Below are 25,622 nucleotides of genomic sequence, written 5' to 3' on the forward strand. Positions count from 1 at the left end.
CACCGGCTTGTTCCAAGGCCTGTTCGACCAGCGATGGATCAAGCAACGAGTCCAATCCCTCGAGGGAATTGGGAGTCGAGACGAAGTTGTGGGTCAGTTCCAGTGCCCGAGCCAGACGCATAAAAAAATCCGATGCCTATTCAGGCATCGGATTTTGATTTCTTGCGGCCAAAGGTCAAGCAATGAGGCTTAACTGATCGGCATTAGGCCCTTGCGCCGGTTTATTTGTTTTCAGGCTGCTTGCGCCACCTGTGCCTGTCGCACCACCGCCGCCAACCGCTTGAGCCCTTCATCCAGCCGCGCCGGATCAATGTGGCTGAAGTTCAACCGCAGATACCCTGGATGGTTATCCGGCTCGGGGAAGAACGGTTCGCCCGGCATGAACGCCACGTCGTTGGCCAAAGCGGCATTGAGCAAGGTGCGGGTGTCCTGCGGCTGCTTGAGTTTCAACCAGAAAAACAGCCCGCCCTGCGGCACGTTCCAGTCCGCCAGATCCGAGAAGTGAATTTCCAGCGCAGCCTGGAACGCATCCCGGCGCCCCCGATAAAAATCGCGCAACTCACTACGGTGCTGCTGATATTTCTCGGTGCCGATCCATTGCAGTGCCTGCCATTGACCGACACGATTGGTGTGCAAATCCGCCGATTGCTTGAGTTTCAACAGATGGGGAAACAGGTCCGGACTGGCAATCAGGTAGCCGACACGCAACCCCGGCAGCAGGGTTTTCGACACGGTCCCGGTATAGATCCAACTGGCCTTCTTCAAGCGGCTGACAATCGGCGTGGCGCTGCCACCGTCGAAGGTCAGTTCGCGGTAAGGCTCGTCTTCAATCAGTGTCACACCGAACTCATCGAGCAACGCCGCCACCGCGTCGCGTTTGGCTTCGCTGTAACGCACCGCCGATGGATTCTGGAAGGTCGGGATCAGGTAGATGAAGGCCGGACGGTGTTGCTCCAGACGAGCGCGTAGCTCCGTCAGGTTCGGGCCGTCGGCCTCCAGCGGCACGGTCAGGCAATCGGCGCCGAACAGCTGGAAAATCTGCAACGCCGCCAGATAAGTCGGCGCTTCGAGCAGGACTTCGGTGCCCTTGTCGATGTACAGCTTGGCTGCCAGGTCGAGGGTCTGCTGTGAGCCGCTGACCACCAGCACTTGGCTTGCCTCACACGCCACTCCCAACGCTCGCGCCTCGGCGGCTAGCGCTTCGCGTAGTGCCGGCTCGCCTTCGCTCATGCCGTATTGCCCCATGGAAACTGGCATCTCGGCCCAATCGACCTTCGGCAACATGGCTTCGGCCGGCAGGCCGCCGGCAAACGACATCATCTGCGGGCGCTGGGCCGCGGCGAGGATTTCACGGATCAAAGAGCTTTTAAGGCGTGAGACACGTTCGGAAAAAGCCATGGGGATCACCGGTAGCGAGGCATGTGGAAAATGAGTCAAACTTGTTGACCGAAATTACGCCTCCCCGAACGGATACGTCAATATGCTTGACCTTAAAAACCCGCTTTCCCAGCAGCAGGCCATGGAAGCGTTTTTCTTCGGCTACCAGGCCTTCACCGCCAAGGCCGATGAAATGCTCGAACGTCGAGGCCTGAGTCGGGTGCATCAGCGCATCGTGTTTTTCATCGCCCGCTATCCGAACCTGAGCGTAAAGGAACTGCTGGCGTTGCTCGGTGTGAGCAAGCAGGCGCTGAACATGCCGCTGCGGCAATTGTTGGAGATGCATCTGGTCGACAGCGTCGCGTCCGAAACCGACAAGCGTAAGCGCCTGCTGGAGTTGACCGCCGAAGGTGCGCGGTTTGAACAGATGCTGCGGCGCGAGCAGGTGAAATTGCTGGAGCGGGTGTTTGCCGAGGCCGGGGAGACGGCGGTGAATGGGTGGCTGGCGGTGAATCTGGCGTTGGGGGAAAGCCAGGCGCATACCGATTGAATCATTCTGCCTGCTGATTTTGATGCTGACTGATCCGGCCTCTTCGCGAGCAAGCCCGCTCCCACAGGTTTCGATTCGGTCAAAAAATATGCGCAGATCCGCCGCTTCCTGTGGGAGCGGGCTTGCTCGCGAAGGCGTCGGAACAGGCGATATATCTCTAAAGCCAAACTTTTCGTAAACAAAATCAAAAACATTATTTGCTTTCTTTGTATACAAAAGCATAATCCACTTCGTGCGAGTTCCTGACCAAGCGGTCAACAAATTCGCAAGTACCTCAAAGGGCCGCTGCCACCCTCATGGGTCCTGCCCTGGAAATAACAATAAAACTCTTGAGGAGTATTCGCTGTGGAAAGCCGCAAATCCGAAGCATCGACGCTGGATCTCTCGCCGCCATTACGCAATGGCTTGCTGGAACGTCTGTTTAAACTCAGCTTGCACGGCACCACGGTGAAGACCGAGCTGATTGCCGGTCTGACAACCTTCATCACCATGGCGTACATCATTTTCGTCAACCCCAACATCATGGCCGACGCCGGGATCGATCACGGTGCGGCATTCGTCGCCACCTGCATCGCCGCGGCACTCGGTTGCCTGTTGATGGGCCTGTATGCCAACTGGCCAGTCGGCCTGGCGCCAGGCATGGGGCTGAACGCCTTCTTCACCTACACCGTGGTCGGCACCATGGGCTACAACTGGGAAACCGCCCTCGGCGCGGTGTTTGTGTCCGGTGTGTTGTTCATGATCCTGACCTTCTCGCGGATCCGCGAATGGCTGCTCAACAGCATCCCGGTCAGCCTGCGCTTCGCCATGGGCGCCGGCGTGGGTCTGTTCCTGGGGCTGATCGGCCTGAAAACCGCGGGTATCGTCGTCGATAGCCCGGCGACCCTGATCAAGCTCGGCTCCCTGCGCGAACCCGGCCCGCTGCTCGCCGCCGTGTGCTTCCTGATGATCTCCATCCTCAGCTATCACAAGGTGTTCGGCGCGATCCTCATCAGCATCATCACCGTGACTCTCGCTGGCTGGGGTCTGGGCCTGGTGCACTACGAGGGCATCATGTCGGCTCCACCGAGCCTCGCCCCTACCTTCATGGCCATGAACGTCGCCGGCGTGTTCAACGTCAGCATGATCAGCGTGGTGCTGGCGTTCCTCTTCGTACATATGTTCGACACCGCCGGTACCTTGATGGGTGTTGCCCAGCGCGCCAACCTGGTCGGTGCTGACGGCCGCATCGAAAACCTCTCCCGCGCCATGAAAGCCGACAGTGCTTCCAGCGTATTCGGTGCGGTCGTCGGCGTTCCGCCAGTCACCAGCTACGTGGAAAGTGCTGCCGGTGTTGCAGCGGGTGGTCGGACTGGTCTTACCGCAGTGACCGTAGGTGTGCTATTTATTGCAGCCATGTTCTTTGCACCGCTGGCCGGGATGATTCCTGCCTATGCAACCGCAGGTGCACTGATTTATGTAGCGATGCTGATGATGGGCGGCATGGCCCACATCGAATGGGACGAAGCGACCGACAGCATCCCGGCGATTGTCACCGCAATCATGATGCCGCTGACCTTCTCGGTCGCTGACGGCATCGCGTTGGGCTTCATCACCTACGTGGCGCTGAAGGCCGGTACTGGCAAGTACAAGGAAATTTCCGTGAGCCTGTGGGTGCTCTGCGCGATCTTCATCGCCAAGTTCATCTTCCTGTAAGCCTTACGCGGGACCTGCTTGAAAACAGCCTCACCCCGTCGGGTGGGGCTTTTGTGCAAATGGAGGAAAGTGATGAGTCTGGAAACCTGGCTGCTGTTCAGCGGCGCTGCGCTGATAGTGATCCTGATCCCGGGGCCGCTGTCGTTGCTGATGATCAGCAACAGTCTGAATTACGGCCTGCGCCGCTCTTACCCGGCCTTCCTCGGCGGAGTGTCCGCATCGATCTGCCTGCTGAGTGCTTCGGCACTGGGCCTGGGTGCGTTGTTGCTGGCGTCGGAACAGCTGTTCAGCGCCCTGAAGATTCTTGGCGCCCTTTACCTGTTCTACCTCGCCTGGCAGAGCTGGCAGCAATCGCGCCTGCCTTCCCATGGCGCTGAAGTGCCACAAGCCGCTCCGGTGCCTCGCTTTCGTGCACTGTTCGGGCGTGCGTTCATGCTGGGCGCCAGCAACCCGAAGGACATCCTGTTCTTCGCCGCTTTCCTGCCGCAGTTCCTGAGTGCCGAACAGCCGTTCCTGCCACAACTTCTGGTGATGATCGCGACCTGGACCGTGCTCGACCTGCTGTGCAAATTGGCCTATGGCCTCGGCGCCCATGGTGCGGCGCGGTATCTGCGCAGCGGCAAGGGCCAGAGCTGGTTTAACCGGATCAGTGCAGGGTTGTTCAGTGGCGCGGGTGCAGCGTCCCTGCTGAGCCGCTAAAAGCAAAAGCATCGCGAGCAGGCTCACTCCTACATTGGAACGCGCACTCCTGTAGGAGTGAGCCTGCTCGCGATGGCGTCGGCACAGGCGCCACATTTCTCCAGACGAAAAAAAGCCCGCAGTGTGAGCGGGCGAAAGACCAAAGAAGCTATATGCGCAGTCGCTTCCAGGGTGCAGCTGCTGTTTGGGGGATCAGCTGCCGCGATAGGTGGAGTAGCTGTAAGGCGAAATCAACAACGGCACATGGTAGTGATCCTGCTCGGCGGAGATGCCAAAACGCAGCACCACGACATCCAGGAAGGCCGGCTCCGGCAGCTTGACGCCACGGGCGCGGTAGTAATCGCCGGCATGAAACTGAACCTGATAGACCCCGGTGCGGTAGTCATCGCCTTGCAGCAGCGGTGCATCGACACGGCCATCGCTGTTGGTTATCGCGCTGGCGACCAATTCCAGGTGCGAACCTTCAACGCGGTACAACTCGACCTTGATCGAGCTGCCCGGGCAACCGTGTGCTGCGTCCAAAACGTGTGTAGTCAAACGTCCCATTGATTCTGCGCGCCTGCCTGCGTGGAGCAGTCAGACTTCGCGCCTCCCGAAGTCAGTTGAAAAGGAGACCGCACCGATTCGGAGCACGAAAAGCTGCGGCGAGCGACCGATTAAGACACTTTTCAAAAAAATTGTACACAATAAAAACGACATTTTTCGCATTACCCCTGCCATCTGCATATTTACCGTCGATTTCCCGCCGAACCGCACAACCTATGAGCCCCTCAATCAATAATTGACCAGTCAGGCAGATTTCTTGCAGGCTCACGCCAATAGCAGTAAAAGATGACAGTCGGTGAAAAATGCGAAAAATCAGGCTTACAAAGTGAATATAAAGTTGTATACAATCAGCCCATCGCTGTGACGCAAGCCTGCCATCCAATTTTCAGCTGCGTCACACCAACCGTCATCATCGAATAAGAAGGAAGCCTGCAGTGAGCGCTGACTACCCACGCGACCTGGTCGGTTACGGCAGTAACCCTCCTCACCCACACTGGCCGGGCAATGCCCGAATCGCCCTGTCGTTCGTACTCAATTACGAAGAAGGCGGCGAACGCAACATCCTGCACGGCGACAAAGAATCCGAAGCGTTCCTCTCGGAAATGGTTTCTGCCCAGCCGCTGCAAGGCGCGCGCAACATGAGCATGGAATCCCTCTACGAGTATGGCAGCCGTGCCGGCGTGTGGCGGATCCTGAAACTGTTCAAGGAATTCGACATCCCGCTGACCATCTTCGCCGTGGCCATGGCCGCCCAGCGTCACCCGGACGTGATCCGCGCCATGGTCGATGCCGGCCACGAGATCTGCAGCCACGGCTATCGCTGGATCGACTACCAGTACATGGATGAAACCCAGGAACGCGAGCACATGCTCGAAGCGATCCGCATCCTCACCGAAATCACAGGCGAACGCCCGCTGGGCTGGTACACCGGCCGCACCGGCCCGAACACCCGTCGCCTGGTGATGGAAGAAGGTGGTTTCCTCTACGACTGCGACACCTACGACGACGACCTGCCCTACTGGGAACCGAACAACCCGACCGGCAAGCCGCACCTGGTGATCCCGTACACCCTGGACACCAACGACATGCGCTTCACTCAGGTCCAGGGCTTCAACAAGGGCGACGACTTCTTCGAATACCTGAAAGACGCGTTCGATGTGCTCTACGCCGAAGGCGCCGAGGCACCGAAAATGCTGTCGATCGGCCTGCACTGCCGCTTGATCGGCCGTCCGGCGCGCCTGGCATCGCTCAAGCGCTTTATCGAATACGCTAAAAGTCATGAACAGGTGTGGTTCAGCCGTCGCGTCGACATCGCACGCCACTGGCACGAAACCCACCCGTACACAGGGGCTGGCAAATGAGCACCTTTCAAACCGTCAAACCTTCGGCCCTCGGCCGCGACGCCTTCGTCGCCGCTTTCGCCGACATCTACGAACATTCGCCATGGGTAGCCGAGAAGGCCTACGACCTGGGCCAGGACGCTTCGATCGACCAGATCGAGACCTTGCACCAGCGCATGAGCGACATCCTGTTGAGCGCCGATCATGCAAGCCAGCTTGCACTGATCAACGCTCACCCGGACCTGGCAGGCCGTGCGGCCGTCCAGGGCCAGCTTACCGCGGCCAGCACTGAAGAACAGTCTGGCGCGGGTATTCACCAATGCACGGCCGAAGAGTTCCAGCGCTTCACCGAGCTGAACGACGCCTACAAGGCCAAGTTCAAGTTTCCCTTCATCATGGCGGTAAAAGGCAGCAACCGGCATCAGATCCTCGCAGCGTTCGAAACGCGCATCCACAACCCGGTCGATACCGAATTCAAATGCGCGCTGGCGGAGATCAACAAGATCGCCCTGTTCCGATTACTGACCCTATAGCAAGCCTGACCCGAGTGTTCTTAAACGCAGAAAACACCTAGGGCCCTGCAAGCATCCCAAGCCACTTATTTAAAGGCAGACAAGAAGAATGAAAGCTTACGCCGTACCTTTCGAGAAGTTCGTCAACCTGGCCGATGCCCGCCTGGGCACCAAAATCATCTCGGTCACCGATGACTGGTTCGCAGACGCCAACCGTCTGTTCCAACCGACCCCGGCCGTATGGAAGGAGGGCGTGTTCGATGACAACGGCAAGTGGATGGACGGCTGGGAATCGCGCCGCAAGCGCTTCGAAGGCTTCGACAGCGCCGTGATCCGCCTGGGCGTGCCGGGTTCGATCAAGGGCGTCGACATCGACACTTCATTCTTCACCGGCAACTTCCCGCCGTCGGCGTCCCTGGAAGCCTGCTTCCTGGCCGAAGGCGAGCCGAACGAAAACACCCAGTGGGTTGAAGTGCTGTCCGCCGTCGAGCTGCAAGGCAACAGCCACCACTACCACGAAATCAGCAACGACCAGGCCTTCAGCCACCTGCGCTTCAACATCTACCCGGATGGCGGCGTGGCCCGTCTGCGCGTGTACGGCGTGCCGTTCCGTGACTGGTCGGCTACCGGCGACAACGAGCAAGTCGACCTGGCCGCTGCCCTCAACGGTGGCCGCGCCCTCGCCTGCTCCGATGAACACTTCGGTCGCATGAGCAACATCCTCAACCCGGGCCGTGGCATCAACATGGGCGATGGCTGGGAAACCGCACGTCGTCGTACCCCGGGCAATGACTGGGTCATCGTCGCGCTGGGCCATGCCGGCGAAGTCGAGAAAGTCATCGTCGACACCCTGCACTTCAAGGGCAACTACCCGGACAGCTGCTCGATCCAGGGCGCGTTCGTGAAGGGCGGTACCGACAGCCAGATCGAAACCCAGTCGCTGTTCTGGCGCGAACTGCTGCCAAGCCAGAAGCTGGAAATGCACGCCGAACACACCTTCGCCGAGCAGATCAAGGCACTGGGCCCGATCACCCACATCCGCCTGAACGTGTTCCCGGATGGTGGTGTGAGCCGCCTGCGTGTTCTGGGCAAGGTCGCCAAGTAAGCGCTGAACCTGTGGCGAGGGAGCTTGCTCCCGCTGGGTCGCGAAGCGGCCCCCAAAGAATGGGACTGCTGCGCAGTCCAGCGGGAGCAAGCTCCCTCGCCACAACTGCAGTACCAACAACACAGAATTCGGATAAGAACAGCATGCGCACATTAACGATTGAACCGCTGACCAAAGAAGCCTTCGCCCCTTTCGGTGACGTGATCGAAACCGACGGCAGCGATCACTTCATGATCAACAACGGTTCGACCATGCGCTTCCATAAACTGGCTGTGGTCGAAACCGCAAAGCCAGAGGACAACGCGATCATCAGCATCTTCCGCGCCGACGCGCAGGACATGCCGCTGACCGTCAGCATGCTGGAGCGTCATCCGCTGGGCAGCCAGGCTTTCATTCCGCTGCTCGGCAACCCCTTTCTGATCGTGGTCGCGCCACTTGGCGATGAACCTGTATCAGGCTTGGTCCGCGCCTTCGTCACCAACGGCAGGCAGGGCATTAATTACCATCGCGGCGTTTGGCACCACCCGGTGCTGACGATCGAAAAGCGGGATGACTTCCTGGTGGTTGATCGCAGTGGCACAGGCAATAACTGCGATGAGCATTTTTTCAAAGAGGATGAGCGTTTGATCCTCGCCCCCCACCAATAAGAGAAGGTCTGATCACTCGACAACAGAGTGACAGGCGAGAGGTAAAGACTGTGGAAGCACATCTGTTGGAATGGCTGAACCTGAGCGTGCGCTGGGTTCACATGATTACTGGCGTGGCCTGGATCGGTGCGTCGTTCTATTTCGTATGGCTGGAAAACAACCTCAACCGGGTCAACCCGAAAAACGGTCTGGCTGGCGATTTGTGGGCAATCCACGGTGGCGGTATCTACCACCTGGAAAAATACAAACTGGCTCCACCGACCATGCCGGACAACCTGCACTGGTTCAAATGGGAAGCCTACTTCACGTGGATGTCGGGTATCGCGCTGCTGTGCGTGGTGTTCTACTCCAACCCGACGCTCTACCTGCTGGCTCCGGGCAGCTCCCTGAGCGGTCCTGAAGGCGTAGCCATCGGTATCGGCTCGCTGTTCATCGGCTGGTTCATCTACTCCTTCCTGTGCGACTCGGCCCTGGGCAAACGCCCTGCCCTGCTCGGCGGAATCCTGTTCGTCCTGATCATCGGCGCGGCCTACGGCTTCAGCAAGGTGTTCAGCGGTCGGGGTGCGTACCTGCACGTTGGCGCGATCATCGGCACCATCATGGTCGGCAACGTGTTCCGCATCATCATGCCGGCGCAACGCGCACTGGTAGCGGCGATTGCCGAGAACCGCACGCCCGATCCGGCATTGCCGGCCAAAGGCCTGCTGCGTTCACGTCACAACAACTACTTCACCTTGCCAGTGCTGTTCATCATGATCAGCAACCACTTCCCGAGCACCTACGGCAGCCAGTACAACTGGTTGATCCTGGCCGGGATCGCGGTACTGGCAGTGTTGGTGCGTCACTACTTCAACACCCGTCACGACAGCCACAAGTTTGCCTGGACCCTGCCTGTGGCAGCCGTCGGCATGATCAGCCTGGCTTACGTCACCGGCCCTGCGCCGTTGAACAGCCCGGAAGTGGCCAAGGCACCCGCCAAGATCGAATACCAGCCGCTGCCGGAAACAGCAGTGGGCGGTGGTTTGAAACCGGCTGAAGCCAAACCTGCAGAAGCGCCTGCCGCCGCACCGGCGCAAGCGTCCAACGCCGGCCCTGGCTTTGACAAAGTGCACAGCGTGATTCAGGAACGTTGCGCGGTTTGCCACTCGGCCAAGCCGACCAGCCCGCTGTTCAGTGCGGCCCCTGCCGGTGTGATGTTTGACACCCCCGAACAGATCCGCCAGAACGCACCGCGGATTCAGGCGCAAGCCGTCACCAGCCAGATCATGCCACTGGGCAATATCACGCAGATGACCCAGCAGGAACGTGACCTGATCGGTGCCTGGATTGTGCAGGGAGCCCAGACCAATTAATCGTTAAAAGCTTCGCAAGCAGGCTCGCTCCCACAGGTTTTGCATGGCCTGTGTGGGAGCGGGCTTGCCCGCGAATGGCCGCAAAGCGGCCCACCTGATTCGAATACAGCTGCCAGTAGCACTGCAGCTGTAAATCACAAGAATAAAAAGATCCGAGGTGTTGCATGTCCGAGCTATCCGAAGCGCGCATCCCCGACGCACCCGCCATTCAGCGTTTGCCCCTCTTGCAACTGATCCTGGTCGGTTTGCAACATGTTCTGCTGATGTACGGTGGTGCCATCGCGGTACCGCTGATCATCGGACAGGCCGCTGGCCTGAGTCGTGAAGAAATCGCCTTCCTGATCAACGCCGACCTGCTGGTTGCGGGTATCGCCACCATCGTCCAGTCCCTCGGCATCGGCCCCATGGGCATTCGCATGCCGGTGATGATGGGCGCCAGTTTCGCCGCCGTCGGCAGCATGGTCGCCATGGCCGGCATGCCCGGTATCGGCCTGCAAGGGATCTTCGGCGCGACCATTGCCGCCGGGTTCTTTGGCATGATCATCGCCCCGTTCATGTCCAAGGTCGTGCGCTTCTTCCCGCCGCTGGTGACCGGTACGGTCATCACCTCGATCGGTTTGTCGCTGTTCCCCGTGGCCGTCAACTGGGCCGGTGGCGGTACCAGCGCCGCTCAATTCGGTTCACCGATCTACCTGACCATCGCCGCACTGGTACTGGGCACCATCTTGCTGGTGCACCGTTTCATGCGCGGCTTCTGGGTCAATATTTCCGTGCTGATCGGCATGTGCCTGGGCTATGTACTCTGCGGCCTGCTCGGCATGGTCGACCTCAGTGGCATGGCTCAGGCGCCATGGCTGCAATTCGTCACGCCGCTGCACTTCGGCATGCCGAAATTCGAACTCGCGCCGATCCTGTCGATGTGCCTGGTGGTGGTGATCATTTTCGTCGAGTCCACCGGAATGTTTCTGGCGCTGGGCAAGATCACCGGCCAGGAAGTCTGCCCACGGATGCTGCGTCGCGGCTTGTTGTGCGATGCCGGCGCCTCGTTCTTCGCCGGATTCTTCAACACCTTCACCCACTCATCCTTCGCCCAGAACATCGGCCTGGTGCAGATGACCGGCGTGCGCTGTCGTTCGGTGACCATCGTTGCCGGCGGTTTGCTGATCGTCCTGAGCCTGCTGCCAAAGGCCGCATTCCTGGTAGCGTCGATTCCTCCGGCAGTACTGGGCGGCGCAGCGATTGCGATGTTCGGCATGGTCGCCGCCACCGGGATCAAGATTCTCCAGGAAGCCGACATCGGTGACCGTCGCAACCAGTTGCTGGTGGCGGTGAGCATCGGCATGGGCCTGATCCCGGTTGTACGCCCGGAGTTTTTCGCCCACCTGCCCGTGTGGATAAGCCCGATCACCCACAGTGGCATCGCCATGGCCACCCTCAGCGCGCTGACGCTGAACCTGCTGTTCAACATCCTTGGTGGCGCCGAACGCGCGGCCATTAACGACTGCCACGCTCACACTCATTGATCTGACGGATAACCAAGGGGGCCTGCCTGTGGCCAGCCCCCTGGCCACAACCTGCGCCTCAAAAATAAAAACAAGAGGGAGCAACAGATGATTCGGACACAAACCAACGTGTTGTTGAGTGGTGGCCTGCTGGCCGCGAGTCAAGCCATGGCCGGCGATCTACTGCTGTGGCAGACCAACAGCCTGAGCTACCTGTACGGCAAGAACTTCGCGATCAACCCGGCGATCCAGCAGACGATCACCTTCGAACACGCCGACCGCTGGAAGTACGGCGACAACTTCATGTTCATCGACAGCACCTGGTACAACGGCGAGCAAGACCGCAACAAAGGGGCTCACGCCTATTACGGCGAATTCAGCCCACGCCTCTCCTTCGGCAAAATCCTCGACCGCCGTTTCGAATTCGGCCCGATCAAGGACGTGCTGCTGGCCATGACCTACGAGAACGGCGAAGACGACACCGAGGCCTACCTGATTGGCCCCGGTTTCGACCTCGCGGTACCGGGCTTCAACTTTTTCACCCTGAACTTCTATTACCGCCAGACCGAAGGTTCGCGCCCTGGCGATGATGTCTGGCAAATCAGTCCGGCCTGGTCCTACACCCTGCCACTGGGCAACTCGAACCTGTTGATCGACGGCTACATCGACTGGGTGGTGGATAACGACCAGAACGCCCGCGGCACCTATCACGCCAACCTGCACTTCAACCCGCAGATCAAATACGACCTGGGCAAAGCCCTGGGCTGGCGCGAGAAACAGGTGTATGTCGGCACCGAATACAGCTACTGGAAGGACAAATACGGCGTCCAGGACAGCTCCCGTTTCAATACCAATGAAAACACCGCCAGCCTGCTGGTAAAGGTGCACTTCTAATGCTGCCCCGCAACCGTGCCTCAAACCTGTCGTCGGTGCGCCGTTGCGGAGCACTTGAGACCTGGCCGAGGAGTCAGTATTCTCCGCGGCCGCCCGAATCCGGTTTAAAAAAAAGCCCGGATGTAAAACCTGACCAGAAAGCCAACTTATCCCGGCACTGGCAGGCACCAAGGCACTCCAAAACCCCTCTCAATCGACCGCTCTTGAGCCGCCGAACGGGAGTTTTTTTGCTTTTTGAAAGCCTTGGCTCAGCTCTTGCTAACAGCACTAAAGCTGACCGAATGGATGATTTTTTACCGCTACAGAAACAGGCGCCACACCAGAGCGCCGACTTTAAAAAAACAACGTGGAACCACCTACTTTTTGGGAGCAACCGAATGAAACGTACGTGCACTAGCCTGATGCTGGCGGGATCATTGCTGGCGGGGGGTCAGGCCATGGCCGGCGACTTGCTGCAATGGCAGAACAACAGCCTGAGCTACCTCTATGGCAAGGACTTCCAGGTCAACCCGCGCATCCAGCAGACGGTGACCTTTGAACACGCCGACGGTTGGAAATACGGCGACAACTTCTTTTTCATCGACAAGATCTTCTACAACGGCAAGGAAGACGCCTTCGCGGGCAAGAACAGCCACTACGGCGAGCTCAGTCCGCGCCTGTCGTTCAACAAGATCTTCGACCAGAAGTTCGAGTTCGGCCCGATCAAGGACGTCCTGCTGGCCATGACCTACGAGTTCGGTGAAGACGATACCGAGTCCTACCTGATCGGCCCTGGTTTTGACCTGGCCATCCCGGGCTTCGACTACTTCCAGTTGAACTTCTACAACCGCCACACCGAAGGCGACCGCCCGGGCGACAACATCTGGCAGGTCACGCCAGTCTGGTCCTACACCATCCCGGTGGGCGGCTCGGACGTGCTGATCGACGGCTTCATGGACTGGGTCGTCGACAACGACGTGAACAAAAAAGGCGAATACCACGCCAACCTGCACTTCAATCCGCAGGTCAAATACGACCTGGGCAAGGCGTTGAATCTGGGTGCCAAGCAGCTGTACGTCGGTGTCGAGTATGACTACTGGAAAAACAAGTACGGTATCGAAGACAGCCAGGGCTTCAAGACCGATCAGAGCGTGACCAGCTTCCTGGTCAAGGTTCACTTCTGATCCGGCGACGTCTGTAAAGACGCCTTCGCGGGCAAGCCCGCTCCCACAGTGACTGTCGTCGAATTCAAATTTTACTTACGACGAAACTACCTGTGGGAGCGGGCTTGCCCGCGATTGGCTGCACCACAAATCTCAAACGGGGATGACAGGCTCTGCCAACCCCAGAAACCGGCACAACTCCCCGCGCTTGGCCAACGCATCCCGTCGCCCCAGTTCGATCAATTCGCTGCAATACCCCGCCTCGAACAGCAGATAACTCAGCACCCCCGCCCCGCTGGTCTTGGTCGCACCCGGCCCGCGCAGAAACAGGCGCAATGCCGCCGGCAATTCCTGGCGATGGCGCGCGGCAATCTCGTCGATCGGCTGGCTCGGTGAAATCACCAATACGTCCACCGGCGCCACGCCCAAAGCACGGATGGGTGTACCGTCGGGCATCAGGTGACTGAACTGGTTCAGGCGCTGCAACAACTCGATGTCGCTTTCCAGGCTGTCAATGAACGTACTGTTGAGCATGTGCCCACCGATCTGCGCCAGAGTCGGCTGCTGACCGGTATAGCTGCGCGGCAAGGGTTGTTGCGGGTCGACTCCACGGGGGTTGCCGCTGACGCCCACCACCAGCACCCGACTGGCGCCCAGATGCAACGCAGGGCTGATCGGCGCCGACTGACGCACCGCGCCATCACCGAAATACTCTTCGCCGATTTTCACCGGGGCAAATAGCAGCGGAATCGCCGAACTGGCGAGTAGATGTTCAACCGACAGTTGGGTGGGAACGCCGATGCGTCGATGGCGCAACCAGGCATCGATCTTGCCGCCGCCCTGATAGAAGGTGACTGCCTGGCCGGACTCATAACCGAATGCGGTGACCGCCACCGCATGCAACTGTTGCTGTGCGATCGCTTCGGCGATGCCGCCCATATGCAGCTTGTCGTTGAGCAGATCCCGCAGCGGAGAACTGTTGAGCAGCGCCACCGGCATGTGCCTGCCGATGCCGAGCAAACTGTGGCTGACGAAGCGGCTGGCCTGGCGGATCACCCCGGGCCAGTCGCTGCGCAATACCAGATGACTGCGAAAGCCCTGCCAGAAGGCCGTCAGGCGTTCGATGGCGTTACGAAAATCCATCGCACCGCTGGCGAGGCTGACGGCGTTGATCGCGCCCGCCGAGGTGCCGACGATCACCGGAAACGGATTGCGGGCCCCCGGCGGCAGCAATTCGGCAATCGCCGCCAGCACCCCGACCTGATAGGCCGCCCGAGCCCCGCCACCGGAAAGAATCAACCCTGTTACCGGTTCAACTGGACTCATCGCAACACTCCATGGTGCTTGGGAAAACGGTTACTCAACCGCGCTTGGCGTACAGCTTGGGCTCGCCCGGTGGACGGCTCTTGAAGCGGCGGTGGGCCCACAGGTATTGCTCGGGATGCTCGCGCAGAACGCTTTCGATCCATTGGTTGATGCGCAGGCAGTCCTCTTCTTCGGTTTCGCCGGGGAAGCCTTCGAGCGGCGCATGGATCACCAGGCGATAGCCGCTGCCGTCCGCCAGACGCTCCTGGGTGAACGGCACCACCAACGCCTTGCCCAGCCGAGCAAACTTGCTCGTGGCGGTGACGGTCGCGGCCTGAATGCCGAACAGCGGCACGAAGATGCTTTGCTTGGCGCCGTAGTCCTGATCCGGTGCGTACCAGATCGCCCGGCCCGAGCGCAGCAATTTGAGCATGCCGCGTACGTCTTCGCGTTCCACCGCCAGCGAATCGAGGTTGTGCCGCTCGCGGCCCTGGCGCTGGATGTAGTCGAACAGCGGATTCTTGTGCTCGCGGTACATGCCGTCGATGGTGTGCTGCTGACCGAGCAACGCCGCGCCGATTTCCAGCGTCGTGAAGTGCAGGGCCATCAGGATCACGCCCTTGCCCTCACGCTGGGCCTGCTGCAAATGCTCCAGCCCTTCGATATGAGCGAGACTCGCCAGGCGCTTGCGCGACCACCACCAGCTCATCGCCATCTCAAAGAAAGCGATGCCGGTGGAGGCGAAGTTCTCCTTGAGCAGGCGTTTGCGTTCGGCGGCGGTTTTTTCCGGAAAACACAGCTCCAGATTGCGCTTGGCAATGCGCCGTCTGTCGCCGGCGACCCGATACATCAAAGAACCCAGGACACGACCGACCCACAGCAGTGCCGGATACGGCAACTGGACGATCAGCCACAACAGCCCCAGGCCACACCACAGCGGCCAGAAACGTGGAGATAGAAATGCTTTTCGAAAACGCGGGCGGTCCATTAATGCTTCCGGAATGACAATGGCCGCGCATTCTACATCGTTCGACCCGGCTTGCGGCCCGCGGGCGTTCTCGTTATAAGTCTCGGCACTTTTAGTGACAAGTCGTTGTATGCCGACCATGAGCCAAACCGAACCGCTAGACCAAGATCCCGTGTTCCAGTTGAAGGGCAGCATGCTGGCCATTACGGTGCTGGAACTGGCCCGTAACGACCTCGAAAGCCTTGATCGGCAACTGGCCGCCAAGGTCGCCCAGGCGCCAAACTTCTTCAGCAACGCGCCACTGGTACTGGCCCTGGACAAACTCCCGGCCAATGAAGGCGCGGTCGATCTGCCCGGGCTGATGCGCGTCTGCCGCCAGCATGGCCTGCGTACCCTGGCGATCCGCGCCAGCCGCATCGAAGACATTGCCGCCGCCATCGCGGTCGACCTGCCGGTGCTGCCACCGTCCGGCGCCCGGGAGCGTCCACTGGACCTGACCGAAGGCGAACCGAAGAAAAAACCGGAAAAACCACCCGAGCCGACCATCAAGCCGACGAAAATCATCACCTCGCCGGTACGCGGTGGCCAGCAGATTTATGCCCAGGGCTGCGATCTGGTGGTGATCTCCTCGGTCAGCCCGGGGGCGGAACTTCTCGCCGATGGCAACATCCATGTATACGGCCCGATGCGTGGTCGCGTGTTGGCCGGCGTCAAGGGCGACACCAAGGCGCGGATTTTCTGTCAGCAAATGAGTGCTGAACTGATTTCCATCGCCGGGCATTACAAGGTTTCCGAAGATCTGCGCCGCGACCCTCTATGGGGTTCGGGTGTGCAGGTCAGCCTGTCCGGCGACGTGTTGAACATCATTCGGCTTTAACGGATACTGCCGCATTTTCCAAGCATCTCTAAAACGTAGCGAAAACGGCTCAAACGAAGTAGGAAAAAGGCCGAAAGCAGTGTTTACCGGGGGTAAGCGCCGCTCTAAACCGGATTCCAGCCAAGGCTGTCCGACTGCAGTAGTTTTTCAGGAGATGTTTTTCAGGGACTGAAAAGTCCTTTTTCCTTAGGGGTGAAACACCTTGGCCAAGATTCTCGTGGTTACATCCGGCAAGGGTGGTGTGGGTAAGACCACCACCAGCGCCGCTATCGGTACCGGCCTCGCTCTGCGCGGCCACAAAACAGTGATCGTCGACTTCGACGTGGGCTTGCGTAACCTCGACCTGATCATGGGTTGCGAGCGCCGCGTGGTGTATGACTTCGTCAACGTGGTGAACGGCGAAGCCAACCTGCAACAGGCCCTGATCAAAGACAAGCGCCTGGAAAACCTCTACGTGCTGGCCGCCAGCCAGACCCGAGATAAAGACGCGCTGACCGTCGAAGGCGTGGAAAAAGTCCTGATGCAACTCAAGGAAGACTTTGAGTTCGTGGTCTGCGACTCCCCGGCAGGCATCGAGAAAGGCGCCCACCTGGCCATGTACTTCGCCGATGAAGCGATCGTCGTGACCAACCCGGAAGTCTCCTCGGTACGTGACTCCGATCGCATGCTCGGCCTGCTGGCCAGCAAGTCCCGTCGTGCCGAACGCGGCGAAGACCCGATCAAGGAACACCTGCTGATTACCCGTTATCACCCGGAACGTGTGAGCAAAGGCGAAATGCTCGGCGTAGAAGACGTCAAGGAGATCCTTTCGGTGACCCTGCTCGGCGTGATCCCTGAATCCCAGGCGGTGCTCAAGGCATCCAACCAGGGTGTTCCGGTGATTCTCGACGACCAGAGCGATGCCGGCCAGGCCTACAGCGATACCGTAGATCGCCTGCTGGGCAAGACCGTGGATCATCGATTCCTCGATGTACAGAAGAAGGGATTCTTCGAGCGCCTGTTTGGAGGCAACTAAGCAATGAACCTTTTTGACTTCTTTCGTGCCAACAAAAAGCAAAGCACCGCGTCGGTAGCGAAAGAGCGTCTACAGATCATCGTGGCGCACGAACGCGGCCAACGCAGTACCCCGGACTACCTGCCGGCCTTGCAGAAGGAACTGGTCGAGGTGATCCGCAAGTACGTCAATATCGGGTCCGATGACGTGCATGTCGCACTGGAAAGCCAGGGCAGTTGCTCGATTCTGGAACTCAATATCACCCTGCCAGATCGCTGAGTCGATCCGCCAGGAGCCACGGCGGCTCAGGTCCCTTCTGCAACCGGAAGGGACCTGAGCCGCCGTTGGCGTTTGTTACGAGGCTGTTTTAATGCCGTTGTCCAACATCCACATCATCCATCAGGATGCCGCCGTACTGGTGGTGAACAAACCGACCCTGTTGCTCTCTGTCCCTGGCCGGGCCGATGACAACAAGGACTGCCTGATTACCCGCCTGCAGGAAAACGGCTACCCGGAAGCGCGAATTGTCCACCGGCTGGACTGGGAGACTTCCGGCATCATCCTGCTAGCCCGCGACCCGGACACCCATCGCGAGCTGTCTAGGCAATTTCACGACCGCGAAACCGAAAAGGCCTACACAGCCCTGTGCTGGGGTCAGCCGGAACTGGACAGCGGCAGCATCGACCTGCCCTTGCGCTACGACCCGCCGACCAAGCCGCGCCACGTGGTCGACCATGAATTCGGCAAACATGCGCTGACCTTCTGGCGAGTGCTCGAACGTTGTGGCGACTGGTGCCGCGTCGAACTGACACCGATCACCGGCCGCTCCCACCAGTTGCGCGTGCACATGCTCTCGATTGGCCATCCGCTGCTGGGTGACGGGCTTTATGCCCATGAACAGGCTTTGGCGGCCTGGCCGCGCCTGTGCCTGCACGCGAGCATGCTCAGCTTCACCCACCCGCAAAGTGGCGAGCGCCTGCGCTTCGAGTGCCCGGCACCGTTTTAGACGTACTTCAATCCTGTGGGAGCGAGCTTGCTCGCGATCTGGCCGGCACATCCAGCATTAGTGCTGGCTGATACTCCGCTATCGCGAGCAAGCTCGCTCCCACAGGGACTCTGTACACCATTCAGTGCGACGCCATTTACCAAGCCAATACGTTAAACTGGCGCCACTGCTGTCTGGAGCTACTTTATGCGCGAAGAGTTGAACCAAGGCCTGATCGATTTCCTCAAGGCCTCCCCTACCCCGTTCCATGCCACCGCCAGCCTTGTTCAGCGCCTGGAAGCGGCGGGCTATCAACGTCTCGACGAGCGTGAGCCGTGGAACACCGAAGCCAACGGTCGCTACTACGTCACCCGTAATGACTCTTCGATTGTCGCGATCAAGATGGGCCGCCATTCACCGTTGCACGGTGGCATTCGCCTGGTCGGCGCCCACACCGACAGCCCGTGCCTGCGGGTCAAGCCGCAACCGGAGCTGCAACGCCAGGGTTTCTGGCAACTGGGTGTCGAAGTCTATGGCGGCGCTCTACTGGCGCCATGGTTCGACCGTGACCTGTCCCTGGCCGGCCGCGTAACCTTCCGTCGCGACGGCAAGGTCGAAAGCCAGTTGATCGACTTCAAGGCTCCCGTTGCGATCATTCCGAACCTGGCGATTCACCTCAACCGTGAAGCCAACATGGGCTGGGCCATCAACGCCCAGACCGAACTGCCGCCGATCCTCGCGCAGTTTGCCGGTGACGAGCGCGTGGACTTCCGCGCGGTGCTCACCGATCAACTGGCCCGCGAACACGGCCTGAACGCTGACGTGGTGCTCGATTACGAGTTGAGCTTCTACGACACCCAAAGCGCTGCGGTCATTGGCCTGCATGGCGACTTCATCGCCGGTGCGCGTCTGGACAACCTGCTGTCGTGCTACGCCGGCCTGCAAGCGCTGCTAACCGCCGACACCGACGAAACCTGCGTGCTGGTCTGCAACGACCACGAAGAAGTCGGTTCCTGCTCGGCCTGCGGTGCCGACGGCCCGATGCTTGAGCAAACCTTGCGTCGCCTGCTGCCTGAAGGTGATGAATTCGTACGCACCATTCAGAAATCCCTGCTGGTTTCGGCTGACAACGCCCACGGCGTGCATCCGAACTACGCCGACAAACACGACGCCAACCACGGTCCGAAACTCAACGCCGGCCCGGTGATCAAGGTCAACAGCAACCAGCGCTACGCCACCAACAGCGAAACCGCCGGGTTCTTCCGTCACCTGTGCATGGCTGAAGAAGTGCCGGTGCAAAGCTTCGTGGTGCGCAGCGACATGGGCTGTGGTTCGACCATCGGCCCGATCACCGCCAGCCACCTGGGCGTGCGCACCGTGGACATCGGCCTGCCGACGTTCGCCATGCACTCGATCCGCGAACTGTGCGGCAGCCATGACCTGGCGCATCTGGTCAAGGTATTGAGCGCGTTCTACGCGTGCCGCGAGTTGCCGTAAATCTGATGCAATGAGGGACTCATGTGGCGAGGGGGCTTGCCCCCGTTGGGCTGCGCAGCAGCCCCAAGCATTTCTGTCAGACAGACTACATTGGCAGATTTGCGACCGCTTCGCGGTCGAACGGGGCGGTGCGGCGTTCCGACAAGCCCCCTCGCCACAAAAGCTCGCTGACCATGCAGCATCCATGACTCACTTCTGATACATATCACACCGGCCGCATCAAAAGCGGCCTAGACTTCAAGTATCCCTTCGACAAGGCTGTCTCCATGATTTCGATGTCTACCTTCCACGCCATGCTGATTCCGATTCTTGCCGGGATGCTCCTGCTGGCCGTCGGCTTCAACTTTCGCGATAAAAATGCCGGCGTGTTTGCCATGTGGATCGGCATGCTGACCATTCTCGCGACCGTGGTGATCAAGATCCTCGCCAAACTCAACGAATAATTCATCGCCCTTGGCTCGCATTGATTTTGATGGGCTCGTACACTCGGTCGATCCGCTCCCTGCGAGGTTGACCGCCTAGTGTTCGCTCGTCTTTTTGCCCTCCCGTGTATTGTCCTTGTCTGCCTGATGACGCTGCTATCAGTAGCGCCTGCCCAAGCGGCCGGCCTGCCAGGCCTGCTCAACAACCAGGCCAAGGCGCAGCCCGAAGCACAGGTACCGCTGGGGCAATCCCTGGACGAAGTGATCAAGTCACTGGAAAACGACCAGCAACGCAGCAAGCTGCTGGCCGACCTGAAAAAGCTCCGTGACACCACCAAACAGGCCCAGCCGATTACCGAAGAAGGTGTGCTGGGCCTGATTGGCGGAACCCTGGCCAATTTCGAGAAGAAGTTTTCCGGCGACGACAGTCCCCTCACACGCTGGTCCAGTGAGTTCGATCAGGCCAGGGAAGAACTGGTGGCGCTGGCGCTGCCGGCCAATGAATGGCTGCCCATGCTGTTCGCCTTCGCCATGATCCTGATGGTCTGGAGCCTGCTGGCCGCCACCCTGATCTGGATCAGCCACCGCGTGCGGATGCGTTTCGGCCTGACCGAAGAACTACCGCAGCATCCCCGGGCCCTGGACATGTTGCGTTTTGCGCTGCGCAAACTCGGACCATGGCTGATCGCCCTGGTGATCACGGTCTACATGAGCTACGCCCTGCCCTCGTCCCTGGGCAAGAGCCTGGCGATGGTGCTGGCCTATGCACTGGTGGTCGGCACCTGCTTCTCGGCCATCTGCGTGATTGCCTTTTCCCTGCTCGACGGCCCACACCGTCACTGCGCCTTGTACATCCTGCGGCACCAGGCGTTTCGGCCGCTGTGGCTGATCGGCAGCTTCGCCGCGTTTGGCGAAGCCCTGAGCGATCCGCAACTGGTCAACAGCCTCGGCAGCCATCTGGCCCACACCGCCGCGACCGTTGCCAATGTCCTGGCCGCGCTCTCCACGGGGCGCTTCATCCTGCGCTTCCGCCGGCCGATCGCCCACCTGATCCGCAATCAGCCGCTGTCCCGTCGCCTGACCCGCCGCGCCCTCAACGACACCCTGTCGATTCTCGGCACCTTCTGGTACGTGCCGGCGCTGGTGCTGGTGGCCATCTCGCTCTTCGCAACGTTCATTTCTGCTGGCGACACCAGCACCGCCCTGCGCCAGTCGCTGATCTGTACCGTCTTGCTGGTGCTGTGCATGGTCATCAACGGCCTGGTACGCCGCCACGCCCTCAAACCCCAGCAAGGCATACGGCGTTACGCCGTGTATTCGGAACGGCTGAAAAACTTCTTCTACACCATCGTCCATCTGTTGGTGTGGCTGGCTTTCATCGAACTCGGTCTGCGAGTCTGGGGCATGTCGTTGATCCGCTTTACCGAAGGTGATGGCCACGAAGTCAGCGTCAAACTGTTCAGCCTCGCCGGCACGCTGCTGTTCGCCTGGCTGATCTGGATTCTCAGCGACACGGCCGTGCATCATGCTCTGACCCGCTCGCGCAAAGGCCTGGCCAACGCCCGCGCGCAGACGATGATGCCGCTGATCCGCAATGTGCTGTTCATAGCGATTTTTATCGTCGCGCTGATTGTCGCCCTGGCGAACATGGGCATGAACGTCACGCCCTTGCTGGCCGGTGCCGGTGTGATCGGTCTGGCCATCGGTTTTGGTGCACAATCGCTGGTAGCCGACCTGATTACCGGGTTGTTCATCATCATCGAAGACTCCCTGGCCATCGACGACTACGTGGATGTCGGCGGCCACCTCGGCACAGTCGAAGGCCTGACCATCCGCACCGTGCGCCTGCGGGACATCGACGGCATCGTCCACACCATTCCGTTCAGTGAAATCAAAAGCATCAAGAACTACTCCCGGGAATTCGGCTACGCGATCTTCCGGGTAGCGGTGCCGGCCAACATGGACATCGACAACGCCATCAAACTGATGCGCGAAGTCGGCCAGAAAATGCGCACCGATCCGCTGCAGCGACGCAATATCTGGTCGCCGCTGGAGTTCCAGGGGGTGGAAAGTTTCGAGTCGGGCAACGCCATCCTTCGCGCCCGTTTCAAGACCGCGCCGATCAAGCAGTGGGAAGTGTCGCGAGCGTTCAACCTGTCACTCAAACGGCACATGGATGAAGCCGGGATGGATCTGGCTATGCCGCGGATGAGTGTGCAGGTGGTTACCCCAGGCATAAACACGGGCGAACAACAGCAATAACAGTGAGTAGCAGCCCTGAAACCAGGGCTGCTGTTGCTGCGATAATTATCGTGCAACACCTCGTTTTTCAATCGTTAACTCAATTGGCGCATAGATGGTTGTATCAGGAGCATCGAGGCGGCGGTATCTCCAAGCCCCTTCCTCCATCGCCAAATAGGTGCCGTTGCCTTTCTTGTCTAACCTCGGCACCGCTAGAATAAAATTATATTCCACATCTTGATCATCAAATGCATCTTCACCGGCGAATTCCTGCTGCACCCGATACCAATCAATAGTGCGCAGGTATATATATTGTACATCTTCAGAAAAATCATTCAACGTCACGACACGACTTTCGGCACTCATCAAATCAAAAACATTTGAACTGTCCGACACCTGAAGATATCCCGAGTCCGGCGAATCAATATCTTTTCCGGCATATTCCCCATCCACCACCGAAATCATGTAGTGACCGGAAAAAAACTGAAAATGCAACTTGGTTGGAACCGATGGCAAGGAACGTGTCAGAAGACGTTCAGACTCTACAATCACCGATCGCCCGTGGATTTTCATAGTCGCGATAAACGACAACCCTGTACTGTTATACATACTATATCCTTATTCTCTAACAACTCCATTAGTGCGCCGACCGGCACACCCACAGCAAATATACAGCGACCCTAAAAAGACGCCAGCCAATATAAAACCAATAATTATCACTATATGTATATCACACAGGAAAAATCTCTAAGCACAAACATAACAACCAACGACTTACCACCAAGAAAAACCATTTATTACTTAAACTAAAATCAACTTACATCAACCCCCACATGAATCGCATCATGCCGCCAGAACTCCAGATCACAGTCGATCAAGCGTTCATGCTGGTCATAGTTCACCCGGGCAATCTGCAGGCCCGGGCTGCCCACCGAAACTTTCAACGCCGCCGCCGCTTCCACCGACAACGCCGTGGGCACAATCTCGAAGCGCACCCGCCCGTAGTGCAGGTCGTAATGCCGCGCATACAACTCGGTGATCGACTGATTCAAATCGAAATCGAGAATCCCCGGAAAGTACTGCGGGTTGAGATAGTGCTCTACATACAGCACCAGCCGCCCATCAATTCGCCGTGAGCGGCAGATCTGGATCACGCTCGACAGCGCCGGCAATTGCAACCAGGCACACACCGCCGCCGATGCCGGTTGCAATCGCGCCGAAATCACCTCGGTGGACGGCACCCGCCCCTGGGCGCTGACCATCGCGTGAAAGTGGCTGCGTTGCATGAGGTTGTAGGCCAGGCGTGGCGGCGAGACGAACCAGCCGCGACGCTCCTCACGATAAATCTGCCCGTGTGATTCCAACTGCAACAGCGCCTCACGCAAAGTGATCCGCGTTGTGCCGAACAATTCACTGAGCTTGCGCTCGGCCGGCAATTTGCTGCCGGGGGTCAACAGTCCGTGGTCGATCTGCTCCTGAAGCACCTGGCCGATGGCTGTTACCGCTTTTGTTGCCTCTTCACGCATCAACGTTTCCTTTCTGGACTAGACCAGCACCATTTCAGGGCAGAACCACAGCGTAAACCGGCTCATTCAATAGTCTGCAAGCGTAGGCAGCGCAGATGACCGAGATGTGACAAAGCCGCCCAACGGTCGCCATTCTCTGGCCTCAACAACCTGCAATTCATCGGCCAAGTCCCTGCCCTCCGGGGCCTTGACCATGGTCTACGCTTAGCAGGCCAGTCGCGATACCGCTGAACAAAAAGTCATTCCGGGCGACGAACGACATCAAAGTGTCATCCAGCCCCCTTAAATTGGCTCAGGTATTGCTGACCTAGACCAACACGAACCGCAATCGTAGCGTTGAACACGACCCAAGGAGCTTCGGAATGAAAAAGCTTTTCCTGGCATCACTGTTAGGCTCGACCATCGCAATGTGTACCGCCGCCATGGCGGCCGATGATCTGAAAACCCTGGAAGCCGCTGCAAAAGCGGAAGGCGCCGTCAACAGCGTCGGTATGCCCAATGACTGGGCCAACTGGGCCGGCACCTGGAAAGACCTGAGCGACAAGTACGGCCTCAAGCACATCGACACCGACATGAGCTCCGCCCAGGAGATCGCCAAGTTCGCCGCGGAAAAAGACAACGCCAGCGCCGACATCGGCGACGTGGGTGCAGCGTTCGGCCCGATCGCGGTCAAGCAAGGCGTGGTCCAGCCCTACAAGCCTTCGACCTGGGATCAGGTTCCAGCCTGGGCCAAGGACAAGGACGGCAACTGGGCACTGGCCTACACCGGCACCATCGCTTTCATCGTCAACAAGAAGTTGCTGCACGGTTCCGACGCCCCAACCAAGTGGGCTGACCTCAAGGGCGGTAAATACAAGGTTTCCATCGGTGACGTGAGCACCGCGGCCCAGGCCGCCAACGGCGTGCTGGCTGCGGCACTGGCCAACGGTGGCGACGAGAAAAACCTCAAGCCTGCCCTGGATCTGTTCGCCGACATCGCCAAGCAAGGTCGCCTGTCGATGTCCAACCCGACGATCGCCACCATGGAAAAAGGCGAAATCGAAGTCGGCGTGGTCTGGGACTTCAACGGCCTGAGCTACAAGGCCAAGATGGCCAACCCGGATGACTACGTGGTGCTGATCCCGTCCGATGGCTCGGTGATCTCCGGCTACACCACCATCATCAACAAGTATGCGAAAAACCCGAACGCCGCCAAGCTGGCCCGGGAATACATCTTCAGCGACGCCGGCCAGATCAACCTGGCCAAAGGCAATGCCCGTCCGATCCGTGCCGAACACCTGACCCTGCCAGCCGAGGTGCAGGCCAAGCTGCTGCCTAACGAGCAGTACAAGAAGGTCACGCCGATCAAGGACGCGGATGCCTGGGAAAAGACCTCCAAGGCCCTTCCTCAGAAGTGGCAGGAAGAAGTCATCATCAATATGCAGTAACCGGCTAGATCCCCATTTCG

At 59.2% G+C, this 25,622-nt stretch carries 25 protein-coding genes; 19 read left to right on the forward strand and 6 right to left on the reverse strand.

From position 1 onward, the window contains the following. Positions 1–231 precede the first annotated feature (231 nt). Entirely contained in the window at positions 232–1,398 is a 1,167-nt protein-coding gene (locus KGA96_RS24300; RefSeq protein ID WP_223515177.1) for a PLP-dependent aminotransferase family protein, read from the reverse strand. A gap of 82 nt (positions 1,399–1,480) precedes the next feature. On the opposite strand from KGA96_RS24300, the gene KGA96_RS24305 reads away from it, so the two are divergent. The 3 genes from KGA96_RS24305 (at position 1,481) to KGA96_RS24315 (ending at position 4,321) form a co-directional block, all read left to right on the forward strand. Next, positions 1,481–1,927: a MarR family winged helix-turn-helix transcriptional regulator gene (locus KGA96_RS24305; RefSeq protein WP_046037543.1), complete on the forward strand. Its 447-nt coding sequence runs from the start codon at positions 1,481–1,483 to the stop codon at positions 1,925–1,927. A gap of 345 nt (positions 1,928–2,272) precedes the next feature. After that, positions 2,273–3,622 (forward strand): NCS2 family permease, encoded by a 1,350-nt coding sequence (locus tag KGA96_RS24310; RefSeq protein ID WP_008048392.1) that lies wholly within the window; start codon positions 2,273–2,275, stop codon positions 3,620–3,622. Positions 3,623–3,694: 72 nt separating this feature from the next. After that, positions 3,695–4,321, forward strand: coding sequence for a LysE family translocator (locus KGA96_RS24315; protein WP_046037555.1), 627 nt, complete (start codon positions 3,695–3,697; stop codon positions 4,319–4,321). Between the two features lie 192 nt (positions 4,322–4,513). Here the strand turns inward: KGA96_RS24315 and uraH are convergent, their stop codons facing one another. Beyond that, complete coding sequence (gene uraH / locus KGA96_RS24320) at positions 4,514–4,867, reverse strand: hydroxyisourate hydrolase (protein ID WP_007974925.1); 354 nt, start codon at positions 4,865–4,867, stop codon at positions 4,514–4,516. A 434-nt stretch (positions 4,868–5,301) separates the two neighbouring features. On the opposite strand from uraH, the gene puuE reads away from it, so the two are divergent. The 8 genes from puuE (at position 5,302) to KGA96_RS24360 (ending at position 13,382) form a co-directional block, all read left to right on the forward strand. Next, entirely contained in the window at positions 5,302–6,228 is a 927-nt protein-coding gene (puuE, locus tag KGA96_RS24325) for an allantoinase PuuE (RefSeq protein ID WP_223515180.1), read from the forward strand. Next, positions 6,225–6,740 carry a 2-oxo-4-hydroxy-4-carboxy-5-ureidoimidazoline decarboxylase gene (gene uraD / locus KGA96_RS24330; protein WP_046037561.1) on the forward strand — a complete coding sequence of 172 codons (516 nt, stop codon included), beginning with the start codon at positions 6,225–6,227 and terminating at the stop codon, positions 6,738–6,740. The genes puuE and uraD overlap by 4 nt, the downstream gene beginning before the upstream one ends. Positions 6,741–6,828: 88 nt before the next feature. Further along, positions 6,829–7,824 (forward strand): allantoicase, encoded by a 996-nt coding sequence (gene alc / locus KGA96_RS24335; protein ID WP_046037564.1) that lies wholly within the window; start codon positions 6,829–6,831, stop codon positions 7,822–7,824. Positions 7,825–7,967: 143 nt separating this feature from the next. Next, positions 7,968–8,471 carry an ureidoglycolate lyase gene (locus KGA96_RS24340; protein ID WP_007993087.1) on the forward strand — a complete coding sequence of 168 codons (504 nt, stop codon included), beginning with the start codon at positions 7,968–7,970 and terminating at the stop codon, positions 8,469–8,471. A gap of 50 nt (positions 8,472–8,521) precedes the next feature. Continuing rightward, positions 8,522–9,823 (forward strand): urate hydroxylase PuuD, encoded by a 1,302-nt coding sequence (locus KGA96_RS24345; protein WP_046037569.1) that lies wholly within the window; start codon positions 8,522–8,524, stop codon positions 9,821–9,823. 164 nt (positions 9,824–9,987) lie between these two features. After that, positions 9,988–11,346, forward strand: a complete 1,359-nt coding sequence (locus tag KGA96_RS24350; RefSeq protein WP_046037571.1) for a nucleobase:cation symporter-2 family protein — start codon at positions 9,988–9,990, stop codon at positions 11,344–11,346. Positions 11,347–11,433: 87 nt separating this feature from the next. Beyond that, positions 11,434–12,219 (forward strand): outer membrane protein OmpK, encoded by a 786-nt coding sequence (locus KGA96_RS24355; protein WP_046037573.1) that lies wholly within the window; start codon positions 11,434–11,436, stop codon positions 12,217–12,219. A 377-nt stretch (positions 12,220–12,596) separates the two neighbouring features. Continuing rightward, entirely contained in the window at positions 12,597–13,382 is a 786-nt protein-coding gene (locus KGA96_RS24360) for an outer membrane protein OmpK (RefSeq protein ID WP_046037576.1), read from the forward strand. A 132-nt stretch (positions 13,383–13,514) separates the two neighbouring features. Here the strand turns inward: KGA96_RS24360 and KGA96_RS24365 are convergent, their stop codons facing one another. Both KGA96_RS24365 and KGA96_RS24370 read right to left on the reverse strand, forming a co-directional pair. After that, the gene (locus KGA96_RS24365) at positions 13,515–14,687 is read right to left on the reverse strand and encodes a patatin-like phospholipase family protein (protein WP_223515183.1); all 1,173 of its coding nucleotides are present in this window, start codon (positions 14,685–14,687) and stop codon (positions 13,515–13,517) included. 34 nt (positions 14,688–14,721) lie between these two features. Further along, complete coding sequence (locus tag KGA96_RS24370) at positions 14,722–15,654, reverse strand: lipid A biosynthesis lauroyl acyltransferase (protein WP_223467085.1); 933 nt, start codon at positions 15,652–15,654, stop codon at positions 14,722–14,724. A gap of 118 nt (positions 15,655–15,772) precedes the next feature. Here KGA96_RS24370 and minC point away from each other — a divergent pair, with 118 nt between their 5' ends. From minC to KGA96_RS24405, 7 genes are all read left to right on the forward strand, one after another. Beyond that, a complete protein-coding gene (gene minC, locus KGA96_RS24375) occupies positions 15,773–16,510 on the forward strand; it encodes a septum site-determining protein MinC (protein WP_046037759.1) in 738 nt (245 codons plus the stop codon). A 202-nt stretch (positions 16,511–16,712) separates the two neighbouring features. Then, a complete protein-coding gene (gene minD, locus KGA96_RS24380; protein WP_007974946.1) occupies positions 16,713–17,525 on the forward strand; it encodes a septum site-determining protein MinD in 813 nt (270 codons plus the stop codon). Positions 17,526–17,528: 3 nt separating this feature from the next. Beyond that, positions 17,529–17,783, forward strand: a complete 255-nt coding sequence (minE, locus tag KGA96_RS24385; RefSeq protein ID WP_007974947.1) for a cell division topological specificity factor MinE — start codon at positions 17,529–17,531, stop codon at positions 17,781–17,783. Positions 17,784–17,874: 91 nt separating this feature from the next. Further along, positions 17,875–18,510: an RluA family pseudouridine synthase gene (locus tag KGA96_RS24390; RefSeq protein ID WP_046037585.1), complete on the forward strand. Its 636-nt coding sequence runs from the start codon at positions 17,875–17,877 to the stop codon at positions 18,508–18,510. A gap of 186 nt (positions 18,511–18,696) precedes the next feature. Further along, positions 18,697–19,986, forward strand: a complete 1,290-nt coding sequence (locus tag KGA96_RS24395) for a M18 family aminopeptidase (RefSeq protein ID WP_007974949.1) — start codon at positions 18,697–18,699, stop codon at positions 19,984–19,986. 266 nt (positions 19,987–20,252) lie between these two features. Continuing rightward, positions 20,253–20,429 carry a hypothetical protein gene (locus KGA96_RS24400; RefSeq protein WP_008048365.1) on the forward strand — a complete coding sequence of 59 codons (177 nt, stop codon included), beginning with the start codon at positions 20,253–20,255 and terminating at the stop codon, positions 20,427–20,429. A 126-nt stretch (positions 20,430–20,555) separates the two neighbouring features. Further along, positions 20,556–22,670 (forward strand): mechanosensitive ion channel family protein, encoded by a 2,115-nt coding sequence (locus tag KGA96_RS24405; protein WP_223515186.1) that lies wholly within the window; start codon positions 20,556–20,558, stop codon positions 22,668–22,670. A 45-nt stretch (positions 22,671–22,715) separates the two neighbouring features. On the opposite strand, the gene KGA96_RS24410 is transcribed toward KGA96_RS24405, so the two are convergent. Further along, positions 22,716–23,258 carry a hypothetical protein gene (locus KGA96_RS24410; protein WP_046037590.1) on the reverse strand — a complete coding sequence of 181 codons (543 nt, stop codon included), beginning with the start codon at positions 23,256–23,258 and terminating at the stop codon, positions 22,716–22,718. A gap of 203 nt (positions 23,259–23,461) precedes the next feature. Beyond that, a complete protein-coding gene (locus tag KGA96_RS24415) occupies positions 23,462–24,175 on the reverse strand; it encodes a UTRA domain-containing protein (RefSeq protein WP_046037591.1) in 714 nt (237 codons plus the stop codon). 362 nt (positions 24,176–24,537) lie between these two features. Here KGA96_RS24415 and KGA96_RS24420 point away from each other — a divergent pair, with 362 nt between their 5' ends. Further along, positions 24,538–25,602: an ABC transporter substrate-binding protein gene (locus KGA96_RS24420; RefSeq protein WP_046037592.1), complete on the forward strand. Its 1,065-nt coding sequence runs from the start codon at positions 24,538–24,540 to the stop codon at positions 25,600–25,602. Positions 25,603–25,622 lie beyond the last annotated feature (20 nt).

Source organism: Pseudomonas sp. GL-R-26, from assembly GCF_019947365.1.
In the GTDB taxonomy this organism is placed as follows: domain Bacteria; phylum Pseudomonadota; class Gammaproteobacteria; order Pseudomonadales; family Pseudomonadaceae; genus Aquipseudomonas.

What these genes read in the sequence shown, in the direction of transcription:
- KGA96_RS24300 (WP_223515177.1), bottom strand. Translation starts at nt 1,398, where the DNA reads ATGGCTTTTTCCGAACGTGTCTCACGCCTTAAAAGCTCTTTGATCCGT.
- KGA96_RS24305 (WP_046037543.1), top strand. Translation starts at nt 1,481, where the DNA reads ATGCTTGACCTTAAAAACCCGCTTTCCCAGCAGCAGGCCATGGAAGCG.
- KGA96_RS24315 (WP_046037555.1), top strand. Translation starts at nt 3,695, where the DNA reads ATGAGTCTGGAAACCTGGCTGCTGTTCAGCGGCGCTGCGCTGATAGTG.
- uraH (WP_007974925.1), bottom strand. Translation starts at nt 4,867, where the DNA reads ATGGGACGTTTGACTACACACGTTTTGGACGCAGCACACGGTTGCCCG.
- uraD (WP_046037561.1), top strand. Translation starts at nt 6,225, where the DNA reads ATGAGCACCTTTCAAACCGTCAAACCTTCGGCCCTCGGCCGCGACGCC.
- alc (WP_046037564.1), top strand. Translation starts at nt 6,829, where the DNA reads ATGAAAGCTTACGCCGTACCTTTCGAGAAGTTCGTCAACCTGGCCGAT.
- KGA96_RS24340 (WP_007993087.1), top strand. Translation starts at nt 7,968, where the DNA reads ATGCGCACATTAACGATTGAACCGCTGACCAAAGAAGCCTTCGCCCCT.
- KGA96_RS24350 (WP_046037571.1), top strand. Translation starts at nt 9,988, where the DNA reads ATGTCCGAGCTATCCGAAGCGCGCATCCCCGACGCACCCGCCATTCAG.
- KGA96_RS24355 (WP_046037573.1), top strand. Translation starts at nt 11,434, where the DNA reads ATGATTCGGACACAAACCAACGTGTTGTTGAGTGGTGGCCTGCTGGCC.
- KGA96_RS24360 (WP_046037576.1), top strand. Translation starts at nt 12,597, where the DNA reads ATGAAACGTACGTGCACTAGCCTGATGCTGGCGGGATCATTGCTGGCG.
- KGA96_RS24365 (WP_223515183.1), bottom strand. Translation starts at nt 14,687, where the DNA reads ATGAGTCCAGTTGAACCGGTAACAGGGTTGATTCTTTCCGGTGGCGGG.
- KGA96_RS24370 (WP_223467085.1), bottom strand. Translation starts at nt 15,654, where the DNA reads ATGGACCGCCCGCGTTTTCGAAAAGCATTTCTATCTCCACGTTTCTGG.
- minC (WP_046037759.1), top strand. Translation starts at nt 15,773, where the DNA reads ATGAGCCAAACCGAACCGCTAGACCAAGATCCCGTGTTCCAGTTGAAG.
- minE (WP_007974947.1), top strand. Translation starts at nt 17,529, where the DNA reads ATGAACCTTTTTGACTTCTTTCGTGCCAACAAAAAGCAAAGCACCGCG.
- KGA96_RS24390 (WP_046037585.1), top strand. Translation starts at nt 17,875, where the DNA reads ATGCCGTTGTCCAACATCCACATCATCCATCAGGATGCCGCCGTACTG.
- KGA96_RS24395 (WP_007974949.1), top strand. Translation starts at nt 18,697, where the DNA reads ATGCGCGAAGAGTTGAACCAAGGCCTGATCGATTTCCTCAAGGCCTCC.
- KGA96_RS24400 (WP_008048365.1), top strand. Translation starts at nt 20,253, where the DNA reads ATGATTTCGATGTCTACCTTCCACGCCATGCTGATTCCGATTCTTGCC.
- KGA96_RS24405 (WP_223515186.1), top strand. Translation starts at nt 20,556, where the DNA reads ATGACGCTGCTATCAGTAGCGCCTGCCCAAGCGGCCGGCCTGCCAGGC.
- KGA96_RS24410 (WP_046037590.1), bottom strand. Translation starts at nt 23,258, where the DNA reads ATGTATAACAGTACAGGGTTGTCGTTTATCGCGACTATGAAAATCCAC.
- KGA96_RS24415 (WP_046037591.1), bottom strand. Translation starts at nt 24,175, where the DNA reads ATGCGTGAAGAGGCAACAAAAGCGGTAACAGCCATCGGCCAGGTGCTT.
- KGA96_RS24420 (WP_046037592.1), top strand. Translation starts at nt 24,538, where the DNA reads ATGAAAAAGCTTTTCCTGGCATCACTGTTAGGCTCGACCATCGCAATG.